General features: G+C 66.4%; 17 protein-coding genes. 9 read left to right on the top strand and 8 right to left on the bottom strand.

Features of this window, described 5'->3' with window-relative positions; translation table 11 throughout:
* The first annotated feature begins 37 nt into the window (after positions 1-37).
* From AC07TU_RS20270 to AC07TU_RS20260, 3 genes are read left to right on the top strand one after another with little or no spacing between them, the layout of a single operon-like run.
* On the top strand, positions 38-871 hold the full coding sequence (locus AC07TU_RS20270; protein WP_495189745.1) for an alpha/beta hydrolase: 834 nt from the start codon (positions 38-40) through the stop codon (positions 869-871).
* Between the two features lies 1 nt (position 872).
* Positions 873-1250 carry a lysozyme inhibitor LprI family protein gene (locus tag AC07TU_RS20265; RefSeq protein ID WP_495189744.1) on the top strand — a complete coding sequence of 126 codons (378 nt, stop codon included), beginning with the start codon at positions 873-875 and terminating at the stop codon, positions 1248-1250.
* Between the two features lie 24 nt (positions 1251-1274).
* On the top strand, positions 1275-3284 hold the full coding sequence (locus AC07TU_RS20260; RefSeq protein WP_495189743.1) for an ATP-binding protein: 2010 nt from the start codon (positions 1275-1277) through the stop codon (positions 3282-3284).
* Between the two features lie 54 nt (positions 3285-3338).
* Here AC07TU_RS20260 and AC07TU_RS20255 read toward each other — a convergent pair whose 3' ends face one another.
* The 4 genes from AC07TU_RS20255 to AC07TU_RS20240 all read right to left on the bottom strand — a co-directional run bounded on the left by AC07TU_RS20255 (position 3339) and on the right by AC07TU_RS20240 (position 7074).
* The gene (locus tag AC07TU_RS20255) at positions 3339-3554 is read right to left on the bottom strand and encodes a hypothetical protein (RefSeq protein ID WP_495189742.1); all 216 of its coding nucleotides are present in this window, start codon (positions 3552-3554) and stop codon (positions 3339-3341) included.
* 64 nt (positions 3555-3618) lie between these two features.
* On the bottom strand, positions 3619-4875 hold the full coding sequence (locus AC07TU_RS20250) for an N-succinylarginine dihydrolase (protein WP_495189741.1): 1257 nt from the start codon (positions 4873-4875) through the stop codon (positions 3619-3621).
* Positions 4862-5872 carry an arginine N-succinyltransferase gene (locus AC07TU_RS20245; RefSeq protein WP_495189740.1) on the bottom strand — a complete coding sequence of 337 codons (1011 nt, stop codon included), beginning with the start codon at positions 5870-5872 and terminating at the stop codon, positions 4862-4864. Before AC07TU_RS20245 ends, AC07TU_RS20250 begins: the two co-directional genes overlap by 14 nt.
* Positions 5869-7074 (bottom strand): hydrolase, encoded by a 1206-nt coding sequence (locus tag AC07TU_RS20240; RefSeq protein WP_495189739.1) that lies wholly within the window; start codon positions 7072-7074, stop codon positions 5869-5871. Before AC07TU_RS20240 ends, AC07TU_RS20245 begins: the two co-directional genes overlap by 4 nt.
* Positions 7075-7448: 374 nt before the next feature.
* Between AC07TU_RS20240 and AC07TU_RS20235 the strand changes: the two genes are divergently transcribed.
* The gene (locus AC07TU_RS20235) at positions 7449-8333 is read left to right on the top strand and encodes an AraC family transcriptional regulator (RefSeq protein ID WP_495189738.1); all 885 of its coding nucleotides are present in this window, start codon (positions 7449-7451) and stop codon (positions 8331-8333) included.
* Positions 8334-8379: 46 nt separating this feature from the next.
* The gene (locus tag AC07TU_RS20230) at positions 8380-8844 is read left to right on the top strand and encodes a nuclear transport factor 2 family protein (RefSeq protein ID WP_495189737.1); all 465 of its coding nucleotides are present in this window, start codon (positions 8380-8382) and stop codon (positions 8842-8844) included.
* Positions 8845-8858: 14 nt separating this feature from the next.
* Here the strand turns inward: AC07TU_RS20230 and AC07TU_RS20225 are convergent, their stop codons facing one another.
* From AC07TU_RS20225 to AC07TU_RS20215, 3 genes are read right to left on the bottom strand one after another with little or no spacing between them, the layout of a single operon-like run.
* On the bottom strand, positions 8859-9764 hold the full coding sequence (locus AC07TU_RS20225; protein ID WP_495189736.1) for a DUF481 domain-containing protein: 906 nt from the start codon (positions 9762-9764) through the stop codon (positions 8859-8861).
* A 38-nt stretch (positions 9765-9802) separates the two neighbouring features.
* On the bottom strand, positions 9803-10303 hold the full coding sequence (locus tag AC07TU_RS20220; RefSeq protein ID WP_495189735.1) for an RNA pyrophosphohydrolase: 501 nt from the start codon (positions 10301-10303) through the stop codon (positions 9803-9805).
* On the bottom strand, positions 10300-11274 hold the full coding sequence (locus AC07TU_RS20215) for an alpha/beta hydrolase (protein WP_495189734.1): 975 nt from the start codon (positions 11272-11274) through the stop codon (positions 10300-10302). The genes AC07TU_RS20220 and AC07TU_RS20215 overlap by 4 nt, the downstream gene beginning before the upstream one ends.
* Positions 11275-11450: 176 nt before the next feature.
* Here AC07TU_RS20215 and AC07TU_RS20210 point away from each other — a divergent pair, with 176 nt between their 5' ends.
* From AC07TU_RS20210 to AC07TU_RS20195, 4 genes are all read left to right on the top strand, one after another.
* Positions 11451-14021 carry a TonB-dependent receptor gene (locus AC07TU_RS20210; protein WP_495189733.1) on the top strand — a complete coding sequence of 857 codons (2571 nt, stop codon included), beginning with the start codon at positions 11451-11453 and terminating at the stop codon, positions 14019-14021.
* Complete coding sequence (locus tag AC07TU_RS20205) at positions 14021-14791, top strand: hypothetical protein (protein ID WP_495189732.1); 771 nt, start codon at positions 14021-14023, stop codon at positions 14789-14791. Before AC07TU_RS20210 ends, AC07TU_RS20205 begins: the two co-directional genes overlap by 1 nt.
* Positions 14792-15047: 256 nt before the next feature.
* Entirely contained in the window at positions 15048-16073 is a 1026-nt protein-coding gene (locus AC07TU_RS20200) for an aspartate-semialdehyde dehydrogenase (protein WP_495189731.1), read from the top strand.
* 11 nt (positions 16074-16084) lie between these two features.
* Positions 16085-16741 (top strand): DUF2238 domain-containing protein, encoded by a 657-nt coding sequence (locus AC07TU_RS20195; RefSeq protein ID WP_495189730.1) that lies wholly within the window; start codon positions 16085-16087, stop codon positions 16739-16741.
* Here AC07TU_RS20195 and AC07TU_RS20190 read toward each other — a convergent pair.
* A complete protein-coding gene (locus AC07TU_RS20190; protein WP_495189729.1) occupies positions 16689-18272 on the bottom strand; it encodes a DHA2 family efflux MFS transporter permease subunit in 1584 nt (527 codons plus the stop codon). The genes AC07TU_RS20195 and AC07TU_RS20190 overlap by 53 nt on opposite strands.

Here is an 18272-nt window from a genome sequence, read left to right as displayed (position 1 = left end):
AAGTTCAGGGTGACGGAGCGTTGGGTGGGATGGCGGCGTGAAAATCGCGGCCGCTTTGCTGACGGCGGGTTTTTGGGCCCTGCTGCTAGTCCTGCTTCCGCTTCCGGCGCTGGCGCAACCGGCCGGTACACCCATCGTCATTGGCCAGTCCTACAAGCTTCCCTCCGCCACGATGGGCGCCACGCGCACCATCAACGTCTGGCTGCCGCCGGGTTATGCGGAGGGGACGCAGCGTTATCCGGTGATCTACCTGCTCGATGGTGGGGTGGATCAGGACTTCCACCATATCTCGGGGCTCGCGCAGCTGGGCACGATCGTCGGGACGACGCGTGACGTGATCGTGGTTGGGATCGAGACGGTCGACCGGCGCAACGAGCTGGCCTTTCCGATTGCTTCCGACGCCAAGCTCAAGGCGGATTATCCGACTGCCGGTCAGTCCGAGCGTTTCCGCCGCTTCATCGCGGACGAGGTGAAACCGTGGGTCGAGAAGACCTATCGCACGAGCGGCGAGAATGCGCTGATCGGGGAATCGCTCGCCGGGCTGTTCGTGATCGAGACGATGCTGCGCGCGCCGGGGCTGTTCGACACGCATATCGCGATCAGCCCCAGCCTGTGGTGGGACAATGAGGCGCTGGTGAAGGCCGCGCCGTCGCTGCTGCCCAAGGCGCGCGGGCGGCTGTGGCTGACCGTCGCCAACGAACAGGGGATGGGCGTTGCGCCCTTTGCCGCGTTGCTCAAGGACAAGACACCTGCGGCGCTCCAATGGACCTATGCGCCGCGGCCCGACGAGACGCACGCGACCATTTATCACGGCGCCGCGCTCGCTGCGATCCGCCAGCTCTTTCCAGTGCCGCCGGAAAAGGGAAAGTGACATGATCCTGCTGACGCTGCTTGCCGCTGCCGCCCAGACGGTCAATTGCGACAATGCGATGTCGCAGCTGGCGATGACGCAGTGTGCGGCGCAGGCCTTCGCCAAGGCGGATGCGGTGCTCAACGCCGAGTACAAGAAGACGATGGCGGCGATGCGCGAGGCAGATGCCGAGCCAGGCAGCCATCCGTCGAGCGATACGCGGCCCGGCTATGCCGCAGCACTGACCGAGGCGCAGCGCGCGTGGATCGCCTTTCGCGACACGCATTGCCGGACGATGGGATACCAGATGCGCGGCGGTTCGGGCGAACCGATGCTGGTGTGGCAATGCAAGGAAATGCTCACGCGCGACCGAACCAAGCAGTTGATCGCTCTGCGTTAGAACTGATCCAACAGGGAAAGCCGAATGTTCAAGAAGATCCTGGTCGCCAACCGTGGCGAGATCGCATGCCGCGTATTCCGCACCGCCAAGCGGATGGGGATCGCGACGGTGGCTGTCTATTCCGACGCCGATGCGCGCGCGCCGCATGTGCTGATGGCCGATGAGTCGGTGCGGCTTGGGCCGGCACCCGCGGCGGAAAGCTATCTCAAGGCCGAGCTGATCCTCGCCGCCGCCAAGGCCACCGGGGCGGACGCGATCCATCCGGGCTATGGCTTCCTGTCGGAGCGCGAGAGCTTTGCCAGGGCGTGCGCGGAGGCGGGGATCGCCTTTGTCGGGCCTCCCCCCAATGCCATTGCGGCGATGGGCGACAAGATCGAGTCCAAGAAGCTCGCCAAGGAAGCGGGCGTCAACGTGGTGCCGGGGTTCGTCGGGGTGATCGACGACACCGAGCATGCGGTGAAGATCGCGGCCGAGATCGGCTATCCGGTGATGATGAAGGCGTCGGCCGGCGGTGGTGGCAAGGGGATGCGGCTCGCCTATAGCGAGCAGGATGTCCGCGAAGGGTTCGAAGCGACCAAGCGCGAGGGGCTGGCGTCGTTCGGCGACGACCGCGTGTTCATCGAGAAGTTCATCGAAAGCCCGCGGCATATCGAGATCCAGGTGCTGGGCGACCAGCATGGCAACATCGTCTATCTGGGCGAGCGCGAATGCTCGATCCAGCGCCGTCACCAGAAGGTGGTCGAGGAGGCGCCGTCGCCCTTCGTCAATCCCGAGATGCGCCGCAAGATGGGCGAGCAGGCGGTCGCCCTGTCGCGCGCCGTGGGCTATTACAGCGCAGGCACGGTCGAGCTGATCGTCAGCGGTGCCGACACGACCGGCGACGGTTTCTATTTCCTCGAGATGAACACCCGGCTTCAGGTCGAGCACCCGGTGACCGAGGCGGTGACCGGCCTCGATCTGGTCGAGCAGATGATCCGTGTGGCGGCGGGGGAAAAACTCGCCTTCGGGCAGGATGACGTGACGCTGACCGGCTGGGCGATCGAGAACCGAATCTATGCCGAGGACCCGTATCGCAGCTTCCTGCCCTCGACCGGGCGGCTGGTGCGCTATCGCCCGCCTGCGGCACAGGACACGCCCTATGGCGAGGTCGGCGGTGAGGGCTATGTCCGCGTCGACGACGGTGTTGCCGAGGGCGGCGAGGTCAGCATGTTCTATGACCCGATGATCGCCAAGCTGATCACCTGGGGCGAGACCCGCGATGCCGCAGCCGACTTGCAGGTCGCGGCGCTCGACCGGTTCGAGCTGGAAGGGCTCGGCAACAATATCGATTTCCTCTCCGCGCTGATGCAGCATCCGCGTTTCCGTGAGGGCGCGCTCACCACCGGCTTCATTGCCGAGGAATATCCGGATGGGTTCGCGGGTGCGCCGGCGGACGCCATGCTGACTCGCCGGCTCGCCGCGATTGCGGCGGTGCTGACCTGGCGGCAGGCCGAGCGCGCGTCGATGATCTCGGGCCAACTGGGCGCGATGCCGCTCGCGAAGTGCGACTGGGTCGTGCACCTGGGCGCGATCGCGCACGAGGTGACGCTGGGCGACGGCGCGATCGTCGATGGCGAACTGATCGAAGGCAATGTCGAATGGAACCCGGGCGACCGGATCGCGATGGCGCGCGGAGATGGCGGCGAACTGGCCGTACGCGTCGCGAGGACGCGGACCGGCTGGGTGCTGACGACGCGGGGTGCCGCGCATCGCGTCGAGGTCTACCGGCCGCGCGTTGCCGAGCTGGCGAAGCACATGATCGAGAAGATCCCGCCGGACATGAGCCGCTTCCTGCTCGCGCCGATGCCGGGCCTGCTGACGCGGGTCGAGGTTGCGGTGGGCGACAAGGTCGAGGCCGGCCAGCCGCTCGCGGTGGTCGAGGCGATGAAGATGGAGAACATCCTGCGCGCCGAGAAGACGGGGGTGGTGAAGGCGGTGAACTTCGGTGCGGGCGAGAGCCTGGCGGTGGACGCCGCGATTCTGGAGTTCGAGTAAGTCCTTGCGCCAGCCCGTCATCCCGGCCTCGTGCCGGGGTGACGGAAGAGGCGCTTACTCGAAGCCCGCGTCGAGCGAGTCGAGGATCTTCGCGCCGGCCATGAACACCGCGATCGGGCAGGCGGCAAAGAGCATCCAGCCGCCCATGCCCGGGTATTGCTCCAGATAGTGCAGGCCGCGGTCAACGGCGCCGACGCCAAGCGCGTAGATCACCATGAAGGCTTCGAAACGGGTCTTGATCGTGAACAGGCGTTTGACACGGGTGAACATAGCCAGATTGACGCAAGAAGCGGACCAATGGCGGAAAACCGCGATTCCGCGTCAATCGATATGGTTAGCTGTCAATTAATTCGACGAGTCGCAGCTGGTCGAGCAAAGCCGCGCGGGCCGCTTCGATCCGTTCGATCAGGGCGGGATCGCCAATCTCGTCCTGGGCGATCGTTTCGGGCCAGTGCACTTCGACCAGCGCGGCGATGCGATCGAGCTTGCCGGCATCGACCAGGAAGCGCGGGTCGATCGTCGCTGGATCGGCGACGACGCGCAGACGAAGGCAGGCGGGGCCGCCGCCATTGGCCATCGACTGGCGGACATCGACCACTTCCAGATGCCGGATCGGGCCGTTGCCCGCGACATGCGCCTGCAGCCAGGCCCAGACGCTCGGCGTATCGCGCGCCTCGGTCGGGAGGATCAGCGCGGTCTCGCCCGAGGGGAGCGTCACCAGCTGGGCGTTGAACAGATAGGAGGAGATGGCGTCGGTGAGGCTGACCGCGGCGGCCGGGACCTCGACGATCTCGACCTCGGGAATCAGGCGGCGGAGATCGGCGTAGAAGCCCTGCTTGTCCGCGAACGCCTGTTCATGGGCGAAGAGCACGCGGCCATTGGCAACCGCGACGACGTCGTTGTGGAAGGCGCCGGCGGCGATCGCTTCTTCCGACTGCTGGACGAACAGCGCGCGGGCGGGGTCGAGGGCGTGGCGGCGGGCGACGGCCTCGCTGGCTTCGCGGTGCTGGCGGGCGGGGAAGGGACCGCCGGAAACGCCGTAGACAAAGACCTCGACGCCGGGCGCATCATGCTCCGGGCAGAGGCGCATGTGATTGGCTGCACCCTCGTCGCCGAAGGGCGCGGGGACGGGGCCGTGGACGCGGAAGGCGTCGTTCGCGAAGGCGAGGCGGAGCTGCGCCAGCGTGCCGGGCCATTCGTGGCTGCGATGGGGCATCGTCACGAGGTTGGCGACGGTGAGGTGGCAGCGGCCGTCGGCAGTGTCGGGTGCCGGGGATACGGTCGCGGCATTGGCGGCCCACATCGATGAGGCCGACAGCGCCTGCGCCTGAAGATGCAGCGCAGCACCGGCATAGGCCGTGGCGAGTGAGTCCAGCCAGCGATGGTCCGGCCGCGCATGGGGCAGGAGGATGCCCTGGGTCAGCCCGAGCGCCAGGTTGGCGCGCATCTTGGCGATGCCCTGAAGCGCGGCGGCGCGGGGTTGCGAGACGGCGCCGCTGTTGCGGGTCGCGGCGAGATTGCCGGGGCTGAGGCCCGCATAATTGTGGCTGGGGCCGATCAGCCCGTCGAAGTTGATCTCAACGCGGGGCATGGCGGACTTCCTGCCCCGCTTCGATGCCGAGGATCGATGCCGACACGCCGTCCACCGTGATGCCGCCGTCGCTGAGGCCGACGCGGCCGTGACAGGCACGGAAGTCGCCGAGTTGCCCGCGGGCAAGGATGCTGGCGCTGCCGCCATCGGCAACTTCGGCAATCTTGTCGGCGCGGGAATCGCGGACGGTCATCACCTGATCGGTGCGCGCGGTCATGGTCGGACCGCCGTCGAAGATGTCGATATAATTCTCGAACGCGAAGCCCTCATGCTCCAGCATCCGCATCGCGGCGCGGCCCGAGGGATGGGGCAGGCCGATCACGCTGCGTGCGCCTTCGGTGAGCATCGCGGTGTAGATCGGGTGCTTGGGCATCAGGTCGGCGATGAACTGGTTGCCGTGGATCGCGTTGAATTCGTCGGCCTGCTGGAAGTTCATGCCGAAGAAGCGGCCCGCGACGCCGTCCCAGAAGGGCGATCCGCCCGCCTCGTCGATCACGCCGCGCAGCTCCGCGAGCACGCGGTCAGCAAAGCGCGCGCGGTGCATCGCGATGAACAGATAGCGGCTGCGGGCGAGCAGCATGCCGAGGCCGCCGGCACGCTCGCCAGGGTGGAGGAACAGTCCGCCGACTTCGCTGCAGCCTTCGAGGTCGTTGGTGAGGCTGAGGATTTCGGCGCGGAACGTGCGGGCAAGCGCCTCGCTATGCTTGGTCTCGATGCCCAGGCGGTAGCTGTAGAAGGGCCAGCGCTGGCCGACCTGGGTGAAGATCTGGCAGGTGCCGCGGACCTCGCGGGTCTCGACATTCTCCAGAACCAGCACGAACAGCTCGTCGCGGAGCGCATCGTCGGTGCGGCCGAAGGCGAGTGCACTGCGTTCGAGCTTGGCGAGCAGCGCGGGTTTTTCGGGCGGAAGATTGGTGAAGCCGCCGCCGGTAAGCTTGGCCATCTCGTAAAGCGCCTGAAGGTCGTCCTCGCGGGCGGGGCGGATCAGGAAGCTCATATCTGGCCCTTTTCGATGATGCGCAGGATGGTGAGAGCGGAGAGCGCGGCGCGCTCGGGCAGGCTTTCAGGGATCAGGAATTCCTCCGCACTATGAATTGCGCCGCCGCGGGCGCCCATGGTGTCGACCACGGGCACGCCGCACGCGGCGATGTTGTTACCGTCGCACACCCCGCCCGTGGCCTTCCACGCGACGGGGATATCGAGATCGGCGCCGGCCTGCTTGACCAGCCCGAACAGCCGCTCGGCGCCGGGATCGAGGGGCTTGGGCGGGCGGTTGAAGCCGCCATGGACATGGACATGGACGTCGTGGAGCGAGGCAACTTCAGCCGCGGCGCCTTCCACCACCGCGGCGGCGCGGGCGATCGCTTCGGCCGAGGCAGGGCGGAAATTGACGCGCAATATGGCGAGATCGGGCACGACATTGTTCGGACCTCCGCCCTCGATCCGGGCGGGATTGACCGCAAGGCCGTCACCCTTCGCGGCGGCAAGACGCAGCGCGAGATCGGCAGCGGCGACGATGGCGTTGCGGCCTTCCTCCGGGTTGCGGCCGGCATGCGCGCTGCGGCCGCGGACCACGATCGAGAAATTGCCGGTCCCGCCGCGCGCGCCGGCGAGCGTGCCGTCGGGCAAGGCGGGTTCGTAGGTAAGCGCGGCGACCTTGCCCTTCGCGGCCTGCGCGATCAGCGCGGCGGAGGCGAAGGAGCCGGTTTCCTCGTCCGAGTTGATGACGACCTCATAGCCGAAGCGTTCGGCGGCGGGGGTCGTTTCGATGGCACGCAGCGCGGCGAGCATCAGCGAAAGACCGCCCTTCATGTCCGCGGCACCGGGGGCGTTGAGGCGGCCGTCGGGCAGCCAGGCAGTGGTCTGGAACGGGTGATCGGCAGGAAAGACGGTGTCCATATGCCCGGTGAACAGCATCTGGACCGGGGCCTCTGGCCGAACGCGGAGATGGAGATGGCGGCCATGGGCGAGGGGGAGGACGTCGCCCTTGCCGTCGACCGTCTCGACCGGAGCCGGATCGAGCAAGGTCAGTTCACCGGGGAGCGCGGCAAAGGCACTGGCGAGCATCTCCGCCATCGTCGCGAGGCCGGAGAGGTTGCGCGTGCCGCTGTTGACCGCGACCCAGCGTTCGACCTGAGCAAGCATCGGCGCCGCGCGGGCATGCTCGATCGCGGCGGATTCGATTGCGGAAAGGGCCATGCGGGGCAGGTGTATCGGGTGATACGCGGCGGGTGAACCCCCGGCGGATGGAAAGTTTCCAATGATACGGGTTTTGCGCACAGCCGGCCGGAAAGTCCCAAAAGTCACACTGCCACGCGTGCGCGAAGCCGCAGCAGGCCGGACGAAGTTGACACTTTCCGCATATTTTCGTGCGCGGGCGTCAAGTGCAGCATCTACAGGATCAAGGAGCGGCCGGGCATTTCCGGCGCCGAGAGTGGAGCAAGCGAAATCCTACATTGCAAGCGGCGCCGGGGTGACGGTTTGCGCTGGTGCTGTCCGCTGCGGAACCGCAAGATCGGTCGAGCGCGCGACCGCCGCGAGCGGCTAGCTGGCGCCGCCACGGAGGAACGACCATGAAGGCGGCGCTTGCGAACTACACGGCCCGGATGCAGCGGGTGCTCGATCATATCGACCGGCATCTCGACGGCGATCTGGACCTGGATACGGTCAGCGGGATCGCCGCCTTCTCAAAATTCCATTTCCACCGGCAGTTCATGGCGACTTTCGGGTTGTCCTTGCATCGCTATGTCCAGCTCGCCCGGTTGAAGCGCGCTTCGCACCAACTGGCGCGGGACGGCGCCCGGAGCGTCACGGACATCGCGATGGATGCCGGTTACGATGCACCGGATGCGTTCGCCCGCGCCTTTCGGCAACGGTTCGGGCAGTCCCCGTCATCGTTCAGGAAATCGCCCGACTGGGCGCCGTGGCTTGCGGCCTTCGGGCCACTCGACAATGCGAGGAGCAAGCTCATGCAGATCATCTATACCCCCGATGACGTGGCGATCCGCGAGATGCCGCCGACACCTGTGGCGATCCTGGAACATCGCGGCGACCGGGCGACCCTCGGCGCCACGATCGAGCGGTTCATCGCCTGGCGCAAGGCCGCGGGCCTGTCGCCCGAGACGAGCCCGACCTTCAATATCTTCCGGTCCGAGCGGACGCCTGCCAACCCCGCCGACTACAGCATGGATTTGTGCGTCGGGACGGACCTGCCGGTCGAACCGAACGACGCGGGGATGAAGCCGGGTGTGATCCCCGGCGGACGTTGCGCGGTGCTGCGCGTCGTTCATGACACGCATAATCTGGAACCCGCCGCCCTCTATCTCTACCGGGACTGGCTTCCCGAGAGCGGCGAGGAGGCACGCGATTTCCCGCTCTATTGCCGGCGCCAGCTGTCCTTTTTCCCGGGGGCAGAGGTCCATGATGTGAGCGTGGAACTGTTCCTTCCGCTGAGATAGCGGCCTTGGGTTGTTCCAGCTGTATTATTGATATAATACAGCTGGAATGAGGCAATCGATCATCATCGCAGCACTTCTCTGCGCATCGGCGGCGGGCGCCGTGTCTAAGGAGGAGGATGGCGTGCTCGCGGCAGATGCCGCCTTCTGGCGCGCGTTCAACCAGTGTGACGCGGCGGCAATGGGCCGATTGCTCGCAGCCGATATCGAATTCTATCACGACAAGACCGGGCTGACAGCGGGCCGGGACAAGGTGGTGGAATCACTGGTGAAGGGGCCCTGCGGCACGCCCGGGCTGCACGTGCGGCGCGAAGCGGTGGCGGGCAGTATCGCCGTCGACCCGGTACCGGGCCATGGCGCGATGGTGAGCGGGGTGCACCGGTTCTACGCAAAGCAGGGCAATTCGCCCGAGCGACTGGATGGCGATGCCCGGTTTGCGGTCGTGTGGCGCAAGACGTCTGCAGGGTGGGAGATGGCCCGCGTGCTGAGCTACGCCCACCGCCCCGCCGGATAGCGATGCCCTGTCCGTCAGAAATCGATCAGCAGTGAAGCCCGGCTCGTCGTGTCCGTCGTCTTGCGCCCCACCGGCGGCGTGCTTTCATAGTTCACCGCATAGGACATCTGCGCCGAGAAGGGGCCGAACAGCTTGGCGCGCAGCGCGGTCTTCGTCGTGACGGTGCTGTTCGCCTGCTGCAGATAGGCGGCGGCGTCCTGGCTGAAGGTGATGGCGGGCGAAAGCTTCCAGTCGAGGTCGAGCTTGCCGCGCGCGGCGATCTGGCGCTCGATCGTGTCGTCGGTGAAGGACGTGTAGCGATAGGCCGGGCCGAGTTCGAGATCGACGCGCAGCTTGCCGTTGTTGATCGCGGTGTAGCCGGCCCCTGCCGAGACCGAATAGCGCTCGGTAAAGCCCAGGAAGCGGTCGCTCTCGAACAGCGCGGCGCCGTAGACATAGGTGTTGTCGTTGATCTTGTAGTTCGGCTCGTAGCTGGCGAGGTAGCGTTCGCGGACGACGCGGTTGAGGCTTTCCTGATAATCGGCCTGCGCGCGCCATTTGTGGCGCCATTGCAGCCCCTCGCGCTTGATATCCACCACGCCGGTCAGGCCGACCGTCTCAGAATTGCCGGTGGTGACGTAGCCGCCCAGCTCGGCACGGCCCTTGACCAGATCGAGGAACCGCGCCTCGCGCACGCGGCGCTCGGCGGCTTCGCGGCGCTCACGCTTCCAGCTGCCCGCGGCCTTCTCCGCGATCTCGACGCTCGCCTTGTCGGCGGCCTTGGCATATTTGACGATCGCGTTGACCGCGGCCTCATCGCCTGCCTTCATCGCGGCGTCGAGCATTGCCTTGACCGTGTCGGGCATCTCGGGCGGGGCTTCGTCCGCCTGCGCATTTGCGAGCAGCAGCGGGGCGAGGATCAGGGGGATCGTCCGGCGCATGGTCGTCCTGTTAATACTGCAATGCGGCAAAATCGAGATCAGGCGGTGCCGTTTGTTGGCAGCCCGAGCGGATCGGCGAAGAGTTCGAGCAGGCGGGCATAGAGCGCGCGCTTGAACGGGACGATGACGTGCGGCAGCTCCGCCGGATCGATCCAGCGCCAGGCACGGAATTCGGGATGCGCGGTGGCGATATCGATCGCCTCGTCCCCGGCGGTTAGGCGGAACAGGAACCAGCGCTGACGCTGGCCGCGCCATTTGCCCTTCCACACCTTGCCGATCAGGTCATCGGGCAGGTCATATTGCAGCTCTTCGGGCGCCTCGGCGACGAACTCGACATGCGCGCGAGCGACGCCGGTTTCCTCCCAAAGCTCGCGATAGGCGGCCTCGAGCGCGTCCTCGCCCGGATCGATCCCGCCCTGCGGCATCTGCCAGGCCTCGAGCGTGGAATCGAGCCGCTGGCCGACGAACACCTGGCCGTCGCGGCTGAGCAGCATCACGCCCGCGCAGGGGCGATAGGGGAGGGCGTCCCGGTCCTTCATGCCGCGGCCTGCACCATGACGCGATTGCCCTCGGCTTCGACCAGCAGATCCTTGAACGCGGCGAGCATGCCCGCAACGTCGCCCTGCGAAGAGGGGATGGCGCGGCGCAAGGTGAGGAAACCGTGGATATTGCCCGCGGCCTCGCGATAGACGACCGGCACGCCCGCGCCGATCAGCGCCCCGGCATAGGCGCGGCCCTGATCGCGGATCGGATCGAGGCTTGCGGTGACGATCACCGCCGGCGGCAGCCCGGCGAGCGAGTCATTGGCCATCGGCGACGCGCGTGGATGCTCGGTATCCGCGGCGTAGCATTCGGAGAACCAGTCCATGCCACGCTTCGTCAGCAGATAGCCCTCTGCAAAGGCGTCCAGCGAGGGATAGTCGGTGCGCAGATCGGCGGCGGGGTAGATCAGCAACTGGGCGATCACGGGAACCTTGGCGGGATTGTCGCGCAGGTCGATCGCGGCGACCGCGGACATCTGCCCGCCTGCGCTGTCGCCGGCGAGTGCGATCGACGTGACCGCGCGGCCAAGCTCGGCCGGGCCGGAAGCGACCCAGCGCGCCGCGGCCTCGGCATCGTCGGATGCGGCGGGCCAGGGGTTTTCGGGGGCCAGGCGATAGTCGACCGAGACGATCGGCAGGTCGAGCGTGCGCGCCATCTCCGCGGCGATCGAGGCATGGGTATCGACATTGCCGATCACGAAGCCGCCGCCATGGAAATAGACGACGACCGGGCCGGGTTCGCGGCGCTCGCGGGCGTCGAACAGCCGGGCAGGGATGATGCCGGCGGGGCCGGGAATTTCGAGATCGCGGATCACCGCGAGTTCGCCGGCGGGCAGGTCGACCAGATCCTTCATCCCGGCATATTGCGCACGATAGACCGCAGGCTGGGGTGGCCATTCGGGCTGGGGCATCGCCGCGAGCATATCCAGAAAGACACGGACGTCGGGACGGACAAAGGGTTCGGTCAAGGCATCGTCTCCCGGATTTCGGTGTCGCGCCTACCCTTAGGCGAGCCTGCGCGGATTCGTCCACCGCGCGGCGCGCGTCATCGATCCGTCACCTGCCGGTCTCGATAGCGTCACGGACACTTCATGCTGCAGTCGCGAAGCAGGCTTAGCCGCGCCCCGATCAAAGGGGATATGATATGAAGAAGCTGCTGCTCGCCACCGCCGCCCTGCCGGCGTTCGTCCTGACCGCGCATGCGCAGGAAGCGGAGGGCGAGGAGGTTGTCGTCACCGGCCAGCGCGCACAGCAGGAACGCGCGATCGAGATCAAGCGCAACGCGATCGGCATCATGGACGTGGCCGCGGCGGACGAGATCGGCCGGCTTCCCGACCGTAACGTCGCGGAGGTGGTGGAACGGCTGCCGGGGCTGGGCGTCACCTATGATCAGGGCGAGGGGCGCTATGTGGCGATCCGCGGCATCCCGTCGGACCTCAACAACTATACCTTCAATGGCGTCGAGATCGGCAATCCCGATGGCCAGAGCCGCTCGCTGCCGCTCGACATCGTGTCGGGCCAACTGCTCAACCGGGTCGAGGTGACCAAGGCCAAGACCGCGGATCAGGACGGGCAGGGGATCGGCGGATCGATCAACCTGGTGCCGCAGACCGCGTTCGATTTTCGCGAGCGCTTCGTCGTGCAGGCTAATGTCCAGGCGGGCTATCAGGAGCTGAACGACAAGGTGCCGGTGCGCGGCGACGTCAGCATCGGCGGACGCTTCGGCGCGAACGAGGAATTCGGCGTGCTGCTCGGCGGAAGCTATTCCGAGCGCACTTTCACCAGCTATGGTGTCTATCCCGACGACTGGCGCCCGGTGGCGGGTGCGCCGCGCGGCGGGATGCCGACCAACATCAAGCATACCGACTATAGCCTGAAGCGCGAACGGATCGGCGCGGCCGGATCGCTCGACTGGCGGCCGAACGACGATCACCAGATCTATCTGCGCGGCATCTATTCCAAGTTCAGCGAGGACGAATATCGCCAGCGCTATCGGCTCGACTTCGCGACCGATGCGCTGCTGCCGACGCTGACCTTCAACCCGGGCGGGACGAGCGGCACGCAGACCGGCAATACCGAGCGGCGGCAGGACCTGCGGCTCGAGTACAAGGAAAAGTCGATCCTCGCCGCGATGCTGGGCGGATCGAGCCGGTTCGGCGACCTCAAGCTCGATTATGTCGTGGCGCGGGTGCACAACGAGGTGCGCGAGCCCAATCAGCTGTGGCAGTTCCGCTGCAACCCCGGCGCGGTCGACTTCGATTTCGGCGAGAAGATCTTCACCGCGACCCCGCGCACCGAGTGCACGGCCAACCAGCTCGGCTTCCGCCAATATACCGAGCAGTTCGAGACCGGTGACGAGGATATCTGGCAGGGCAAGATCGACCTGACCTGGACCATCGCGGCGCTGGACGAGGGGAGCAACGTCAAGCTGGGCGCCAAGTACCGCGCGACGGACAAGAGCTTCGATTCGCGCAACGACACCTGGACGCGCGGTGGCAATGCGGCGACGCGCTTCACGCTCGGCCAGTTCAACCTGCAGGGCGATCCGGTGCGGACCTATCCGGATGGCGGCGACCGCGCATACCTCAACAGCCCGACGATCGGCGCGAACGCAATCCGCGACTGGACAAAGGCGAACCTCGCCAGCACCTATTTCGTGCGCGACACCGCCGCGAGCCTCGCCAATGCGACGCTCAACGACATCTTCATCGAGGAGGATGTGTGGGCGGCCTATGCGCAGGCGACGCTGAAGTTCGGCCCGGCCACGATCACCCCCGGCCTGCGCTACGAGCGGACGACGAGCAACGTCACCGGGTCGCGCCTGCAGAACGGCACGACCGTGGTCCCGGTGAATGCAGAGAACCGCTATTCGGACTGGCTGCCGAGCCTGATCATCCGCATCGACGCGGGCGACAAGTACAGCTTCCGCATCGCCTATACGCGCAACCTCGGCCGGCCGAACTACAGCCAGCTCTCGCCCGGCGGGTCGCTGAGCTATGAGGATGGCAATGGCAACGGGACCTACGAGGGCAGCTTCTCCACCGGCAATCCGGACCTCAAGCCCTATCGCGCCGACAGCGTCGACATTTCGGCCGAATATTATTTCGCCAAGGGCGGGCTGCTGTCGGTCGGTGCCTTCGCCAAGTTCATCGACAATCCGATCTTCACCCAGAGCAACCTGCTGCTCAACACGAGCTTCGCCGGGCTGAACTTCGAGCGGCTGAGCACCTCGCAGCCGATGAATGCGGACAGCGCCAAGCTGATCGGCGCCGAGGCAGCGTTCCAGATGCAGTTCAGCTTCCTGCCGGGCTTTCTCTCCGGCTTCGGCATCGAGATGAACGGGACGCTGGTCAGCTCGACGCTGACGCTGCCGAATGGCCGGGTCTCGACCTTCCCGAGCCAGTCGGAGTTCCTCTACGGCGCGCAGCTCTTCTACCAGGCCGGGCCGGTCGAGGCGTCGATCGCCTATCACAATACCGGCGCGTCGCTGATCGCGGTGGGCGGTCTGCCCTTCCAGGACCAGTATAATGACGATCTGCGCCGGCTGGATGCCAAGATCCGCTTCCAGGTGACCGACAACATCTCGGTCTTTGCCGAGGCGCAGAACCTGACCGACGAGCCGACCCGCCAATATCAGGGCGACCGCACCGACTGGTTCATCCAGCAGGAACGCTATGGCCGCACCTTCTGGGGCGGCGTGTCGGCGAAGTTCTGATGAGCCTGATCCTCGCCCTTGCGCTGCAGGCATCGCTGACCGCGACCGAGGTTTCGCGCGTGCCTGCGCCCGACGCCGATCAGGGCGTCGCGGCGGGGCCGCGCGACCTCTACGCGATCGACAACAACGTCATCGCGCGGATCGATCGCAAGACGGGCAAGACCGTGGCGCGGTTCGAGGGCGAGAAGGCGCGCTACCCGCACATCAACAGCTGCATCCTCAAGGGCAAGCTGCTGGTGTGCGCGGCGTCCAACTATCCCGCGGTACCGCAGGCGAGCTCGATCGAGAGTTTCGATGCGCGGACGCTCAAGCCGGTGGCGAGCCGGAGCCTGGGGCCGGGCAAGGGGTCGCTGACCTGGCTCGACTGGCATGACGGTAGCTGGTGGGCGTGCTTCGCCCATTACGGCAAGAAGGGCGGCGAGCCGGGCAAGGATCACCGCTGGACCACGCTGGTGCGCTACGACGCCGGTTTCGTTGAGCAGGCGGCTTGGCTGTTCCCGGAGAGCGTGCTGGCGCGGATGGCACCGTACAGTTCGTCGGGCGGGCGCTGGAACCGCGACGGCTATCTCTATGTCACCGGGCATGACCTGCCCGAGCTCTATGTGCTGAAGCTGCCGCCGGCGGGAACGGTGCTGGATCATGTCGCGACCGTCGCGGTGCCGACGGGCGGGCAGGCGATCGACTGGGATCCGGTCGAGCCGCGGTTGCTGTGGTCGATCGAGCGCAAGAAGGGCGAACTGGTGTCGAGCCGGGTGCCGCCGGTGGAATGAACCCGCGCTTCACCGCAACGAAAGAAGAAATTCGCTACCCCCAGCGCAATTTGGCTGCTAGGGGCGCGCTCATGTTTCGAAAACGGCCCATTATGACCACCCGGAACACGACCCGCTGAACCAGCCGGTCGTGGCATTCGGGTTATGCCGCGAAACATCTTCAACCGGCGGGCGAACGGCCCGCTGACTTCCTACCGAAAAATGACTATGTCGCTGCCCGAACTCCGGGCGGCTTGACCGCATGAAAGGGTCTCACATGGGTTATCGTGTCGTTGTCGCAGGCGCTACCGGCAATGTCGGTCGTGAAATGCTCAACATTCTGGCCGAGCGGGAATTCCCGATCGACGAGCTGGCGGTGCTCGCCTCCTCGCGCTCGACCGGCGACATGGTCGATTTCGGCGAGACCGGGAAACAGTACAAGATCCAGAATATCGAGCATTTCGATCCGACCGGCTGGGACATGGCACTGTTCGCGATCGGCAGCGACGCGACCAAGGTCCACGCCCCGCGCTTCGCCGCGGCCGGCTGCACGGTGATCGACAACAGCTCGCTCTACCGCATGGACCCCGACGTGCCGCTGATCGTGCCCGAGGTGAACCCCGAGGCGATCGACGGCTACAAGGCCAAGAACATCATCGCCAACCCGAACTGCTCGACCGCGCAGATGGTGGTGGCGCTGAAGCCGCTGCACGATGCCGCGGGCGTGAAGCGCGTCGTCGTGGCGACCTATCAGTCGGTGTCCGGCGCCGGCAAGGACGGCATGGACGAGCTGTTCGAACAGTCGCGCAACATCTTCGTCGGCGACCAAGCCGAGCCCAAGAAGTTCACCAAGCAGATCGCGTTCAACGTGATCCCGCACATCGACAGCTTCCTGGACGACGGCTACACCAAGGAAGAGTGGAAGATGGTCGTCGAGACCAAGAAGATCCTCGACCCCAAGGTGAAGGTGACCGCGACCTGCGTGCGCGTGCCGGTGTTCGTCGGCCATTCCGAAGCGGTCAATGTCGAGCTGGAGCGCGAGCTGTCGGCTGAGGACGCGCAGAAGATCCTGCGCGAGGCGCCGGGGATCATGCTGGTCGATAAGCGCGAGGATGGCGGTTACGTCACCCCGATCGAGTGCGTCGGCGACTATGCGACCTTCGTCAGCCGCGTGCGTGAGGACGTGACCGTCGAGAACGGCCTGGCCTTCTGGTGCGTCAGCGACAACCTCCGCAAGGGCGCGGCGCTCAACGCAGTGCAGATCGCCGAACTGCTCGGCCGCCGGCACCTCAAAAAGGCGTGATCGAAAGCCGGATGCGCCCTCCCGCCGCGCAGCGATGGTGGTTGCTCGCATGCCTTGCGGGCGTGCCGCTGAGCGCGGTGGGGGCGGTGTATCCGCCCAATACCTGGCTTCAGGTCGGGCCGGTCGTCGTCGGCGTTGTCCTCGGCTGGTGGGCGCTGCGGCGCTGGCCGCTGAGCAATGCCAGCGTCGGCTGGCTCGCCGCGTTCATCCTGTTGCACCTGTTTGCCGCGCGCTGGACCTATAGCAGCGTGCCGTACGACGCCTGGGGACAGGCGGCGTTCGGGTTCAGCATCGACACGGCGCTGGGGTTCGATCGCAACATGTTCGACCGGCTGGTGCATTTCGCGTCGGGCCTGTGCTTCGCCCGGCCGCTGGTCGAGATCGGGGTGCGCTATGCCGGGCTGACGCGGCGGATGGCGATCCTGGTCATGGTGCTCGCCGTGCTGGCGATCGGCGCGCTCTACGAGATCTTCGAATGGATGCTGACCATCGGCATGAATGCCGAGGCGGCGGACCAGTATAACGGGCAGCAGGGCGATATGTTCGACGCGCCCAAGGACATGGCGATGGCGTTGCTCGGCAGCCTGGTGCCGCTGGTCTGGCGCCGCGCGCTGCTCAGTGTCCCGCAGCGGCCGGATCGTTCGCCACCGGCCCCTTCGGCTTCTTGAGGAACAGCACCAGCGGGATTGCGAGCGCGGTGACGATCATCATCGCCTTGAAGTCGTTGAGATAGGCGATCATCGCCGCCTGCCGCGTCACTTCCGCATTGGCGATCGCAAGGATCGCGTCGGTCGACCCGCCCAGATCGGCGAGCAGGCCGGGGTCGAGCGTCTGAAGCCGTTCGGGCGTGATATGCTGGGCAAGGTCGGCGTGGCTTGTCTGGGTGCTGCGCGCGAGGACGGTGGTCACCAGCGAGATGCCGATCGATGCGCCGATGCTGCGCGACAGGTTCGTCAGGCTGGCGCCCTCGGTCCGCAGATGCGGGGAGAGGGTGGCGAAGGCCATGCCGTTGAGCGGCATGAAGATCAGACCCATGCCCAGCCCCTGAATGAAGCCCGAGACGATGAAGGGCGTGCTGCCCATCTCGAGCGTCCATTGCGTCATGTCGTAGAGCGACCAGGCGGCGAGCGCGAAACCGGTCGCGACCGCGATGCGCGGATCGAGGCCACGCGCGATCAGCCGGGCGGACAGCGCCATCGTCACCAGCACGCCGACGCCGCGCGGCATCAGCAAGAGGCCGGTGTCGATTACCGGATAGCCGTAGAGATTCTGGAGCATCGGCGGGAGCAGCGCCATCGTCGCCATCATCACCACGCCCACCACCTGCATGAAGGCGAGGGCGGTCACGAGGTTGCGGTTCTTCCACAGCGCGCGTTCGAACATTGGGTTCTTGCCCGTCGCCATGTGCACGGCGAACATCCACAGCGCGATGACCGCGGCGAGCATCTCGACCCAGATCTCGGCCGAGCTGAACCAGTCCTCCCCCTGGCCGCGGTCGAGCATCAGCTGCAGCGCACCGATCCCGATGGCGAGGAGCGAGAAGCCGAACACGTCGAACCCGCGCTTGCGCTTCGGGCGGCTGGGGAGGAGCCACCACAGGATGCCGAGGCAGATCAGCCCGAGCGGCAGGTTGACGTAGAACACCCAGCGCCAGTTGAAATTCTCGGTCAGATACCCGCCGAGCACGGGGCCCAGGATCGGGCCGATCATGATGCCCATGCCCCACACGGCCATCGCACGCTGCTGGTCCTTGGGCTCGTTGATGTCGAGCATCACCGTCTGGCTGAGCGGGTTCATGAATGCCGCGGAGATGCCCTGAAGCACGCGGAAAGCGACCATCTCCTCGAGATTCTGGGCCGCGCCGCAAAGGGCTGACGAGAGGATGAAGCCGATAATCGCGAGCAGGAACAGGTTGCGCGAGCCGATCCGGTCGGAGACCCAGCCGGTGATCGGGATCGCGATCGCCGATGCGACGATATAGCTGGTCAGCACCCAGGTGATCGTGTCTGCCGTCGCGCCGAGCGAGGTCTGCATGTGCGGCAGCGCGACATTGGCGATGGTGGTGTCGAGGATCTGGATGATCGTCGCCAGCATCACGCCGAAGGTGAGCAGGCCTTTGTTGCGCACCGGCAGCGCCGCGCCCGATGGCGCGGGCGGGGCCGGGGGGGCGCTGTCGGGTGTGGCGGCTGCGCTGGCCAC

The organism is Sphingomonas sp. GW821-FHT03E12 (assembly GCF_059420685.1).
Note: the sequence above shows the minus strand (reverse complement) of the source record. Positions and strands in the feature narration are given on the sequence as shown.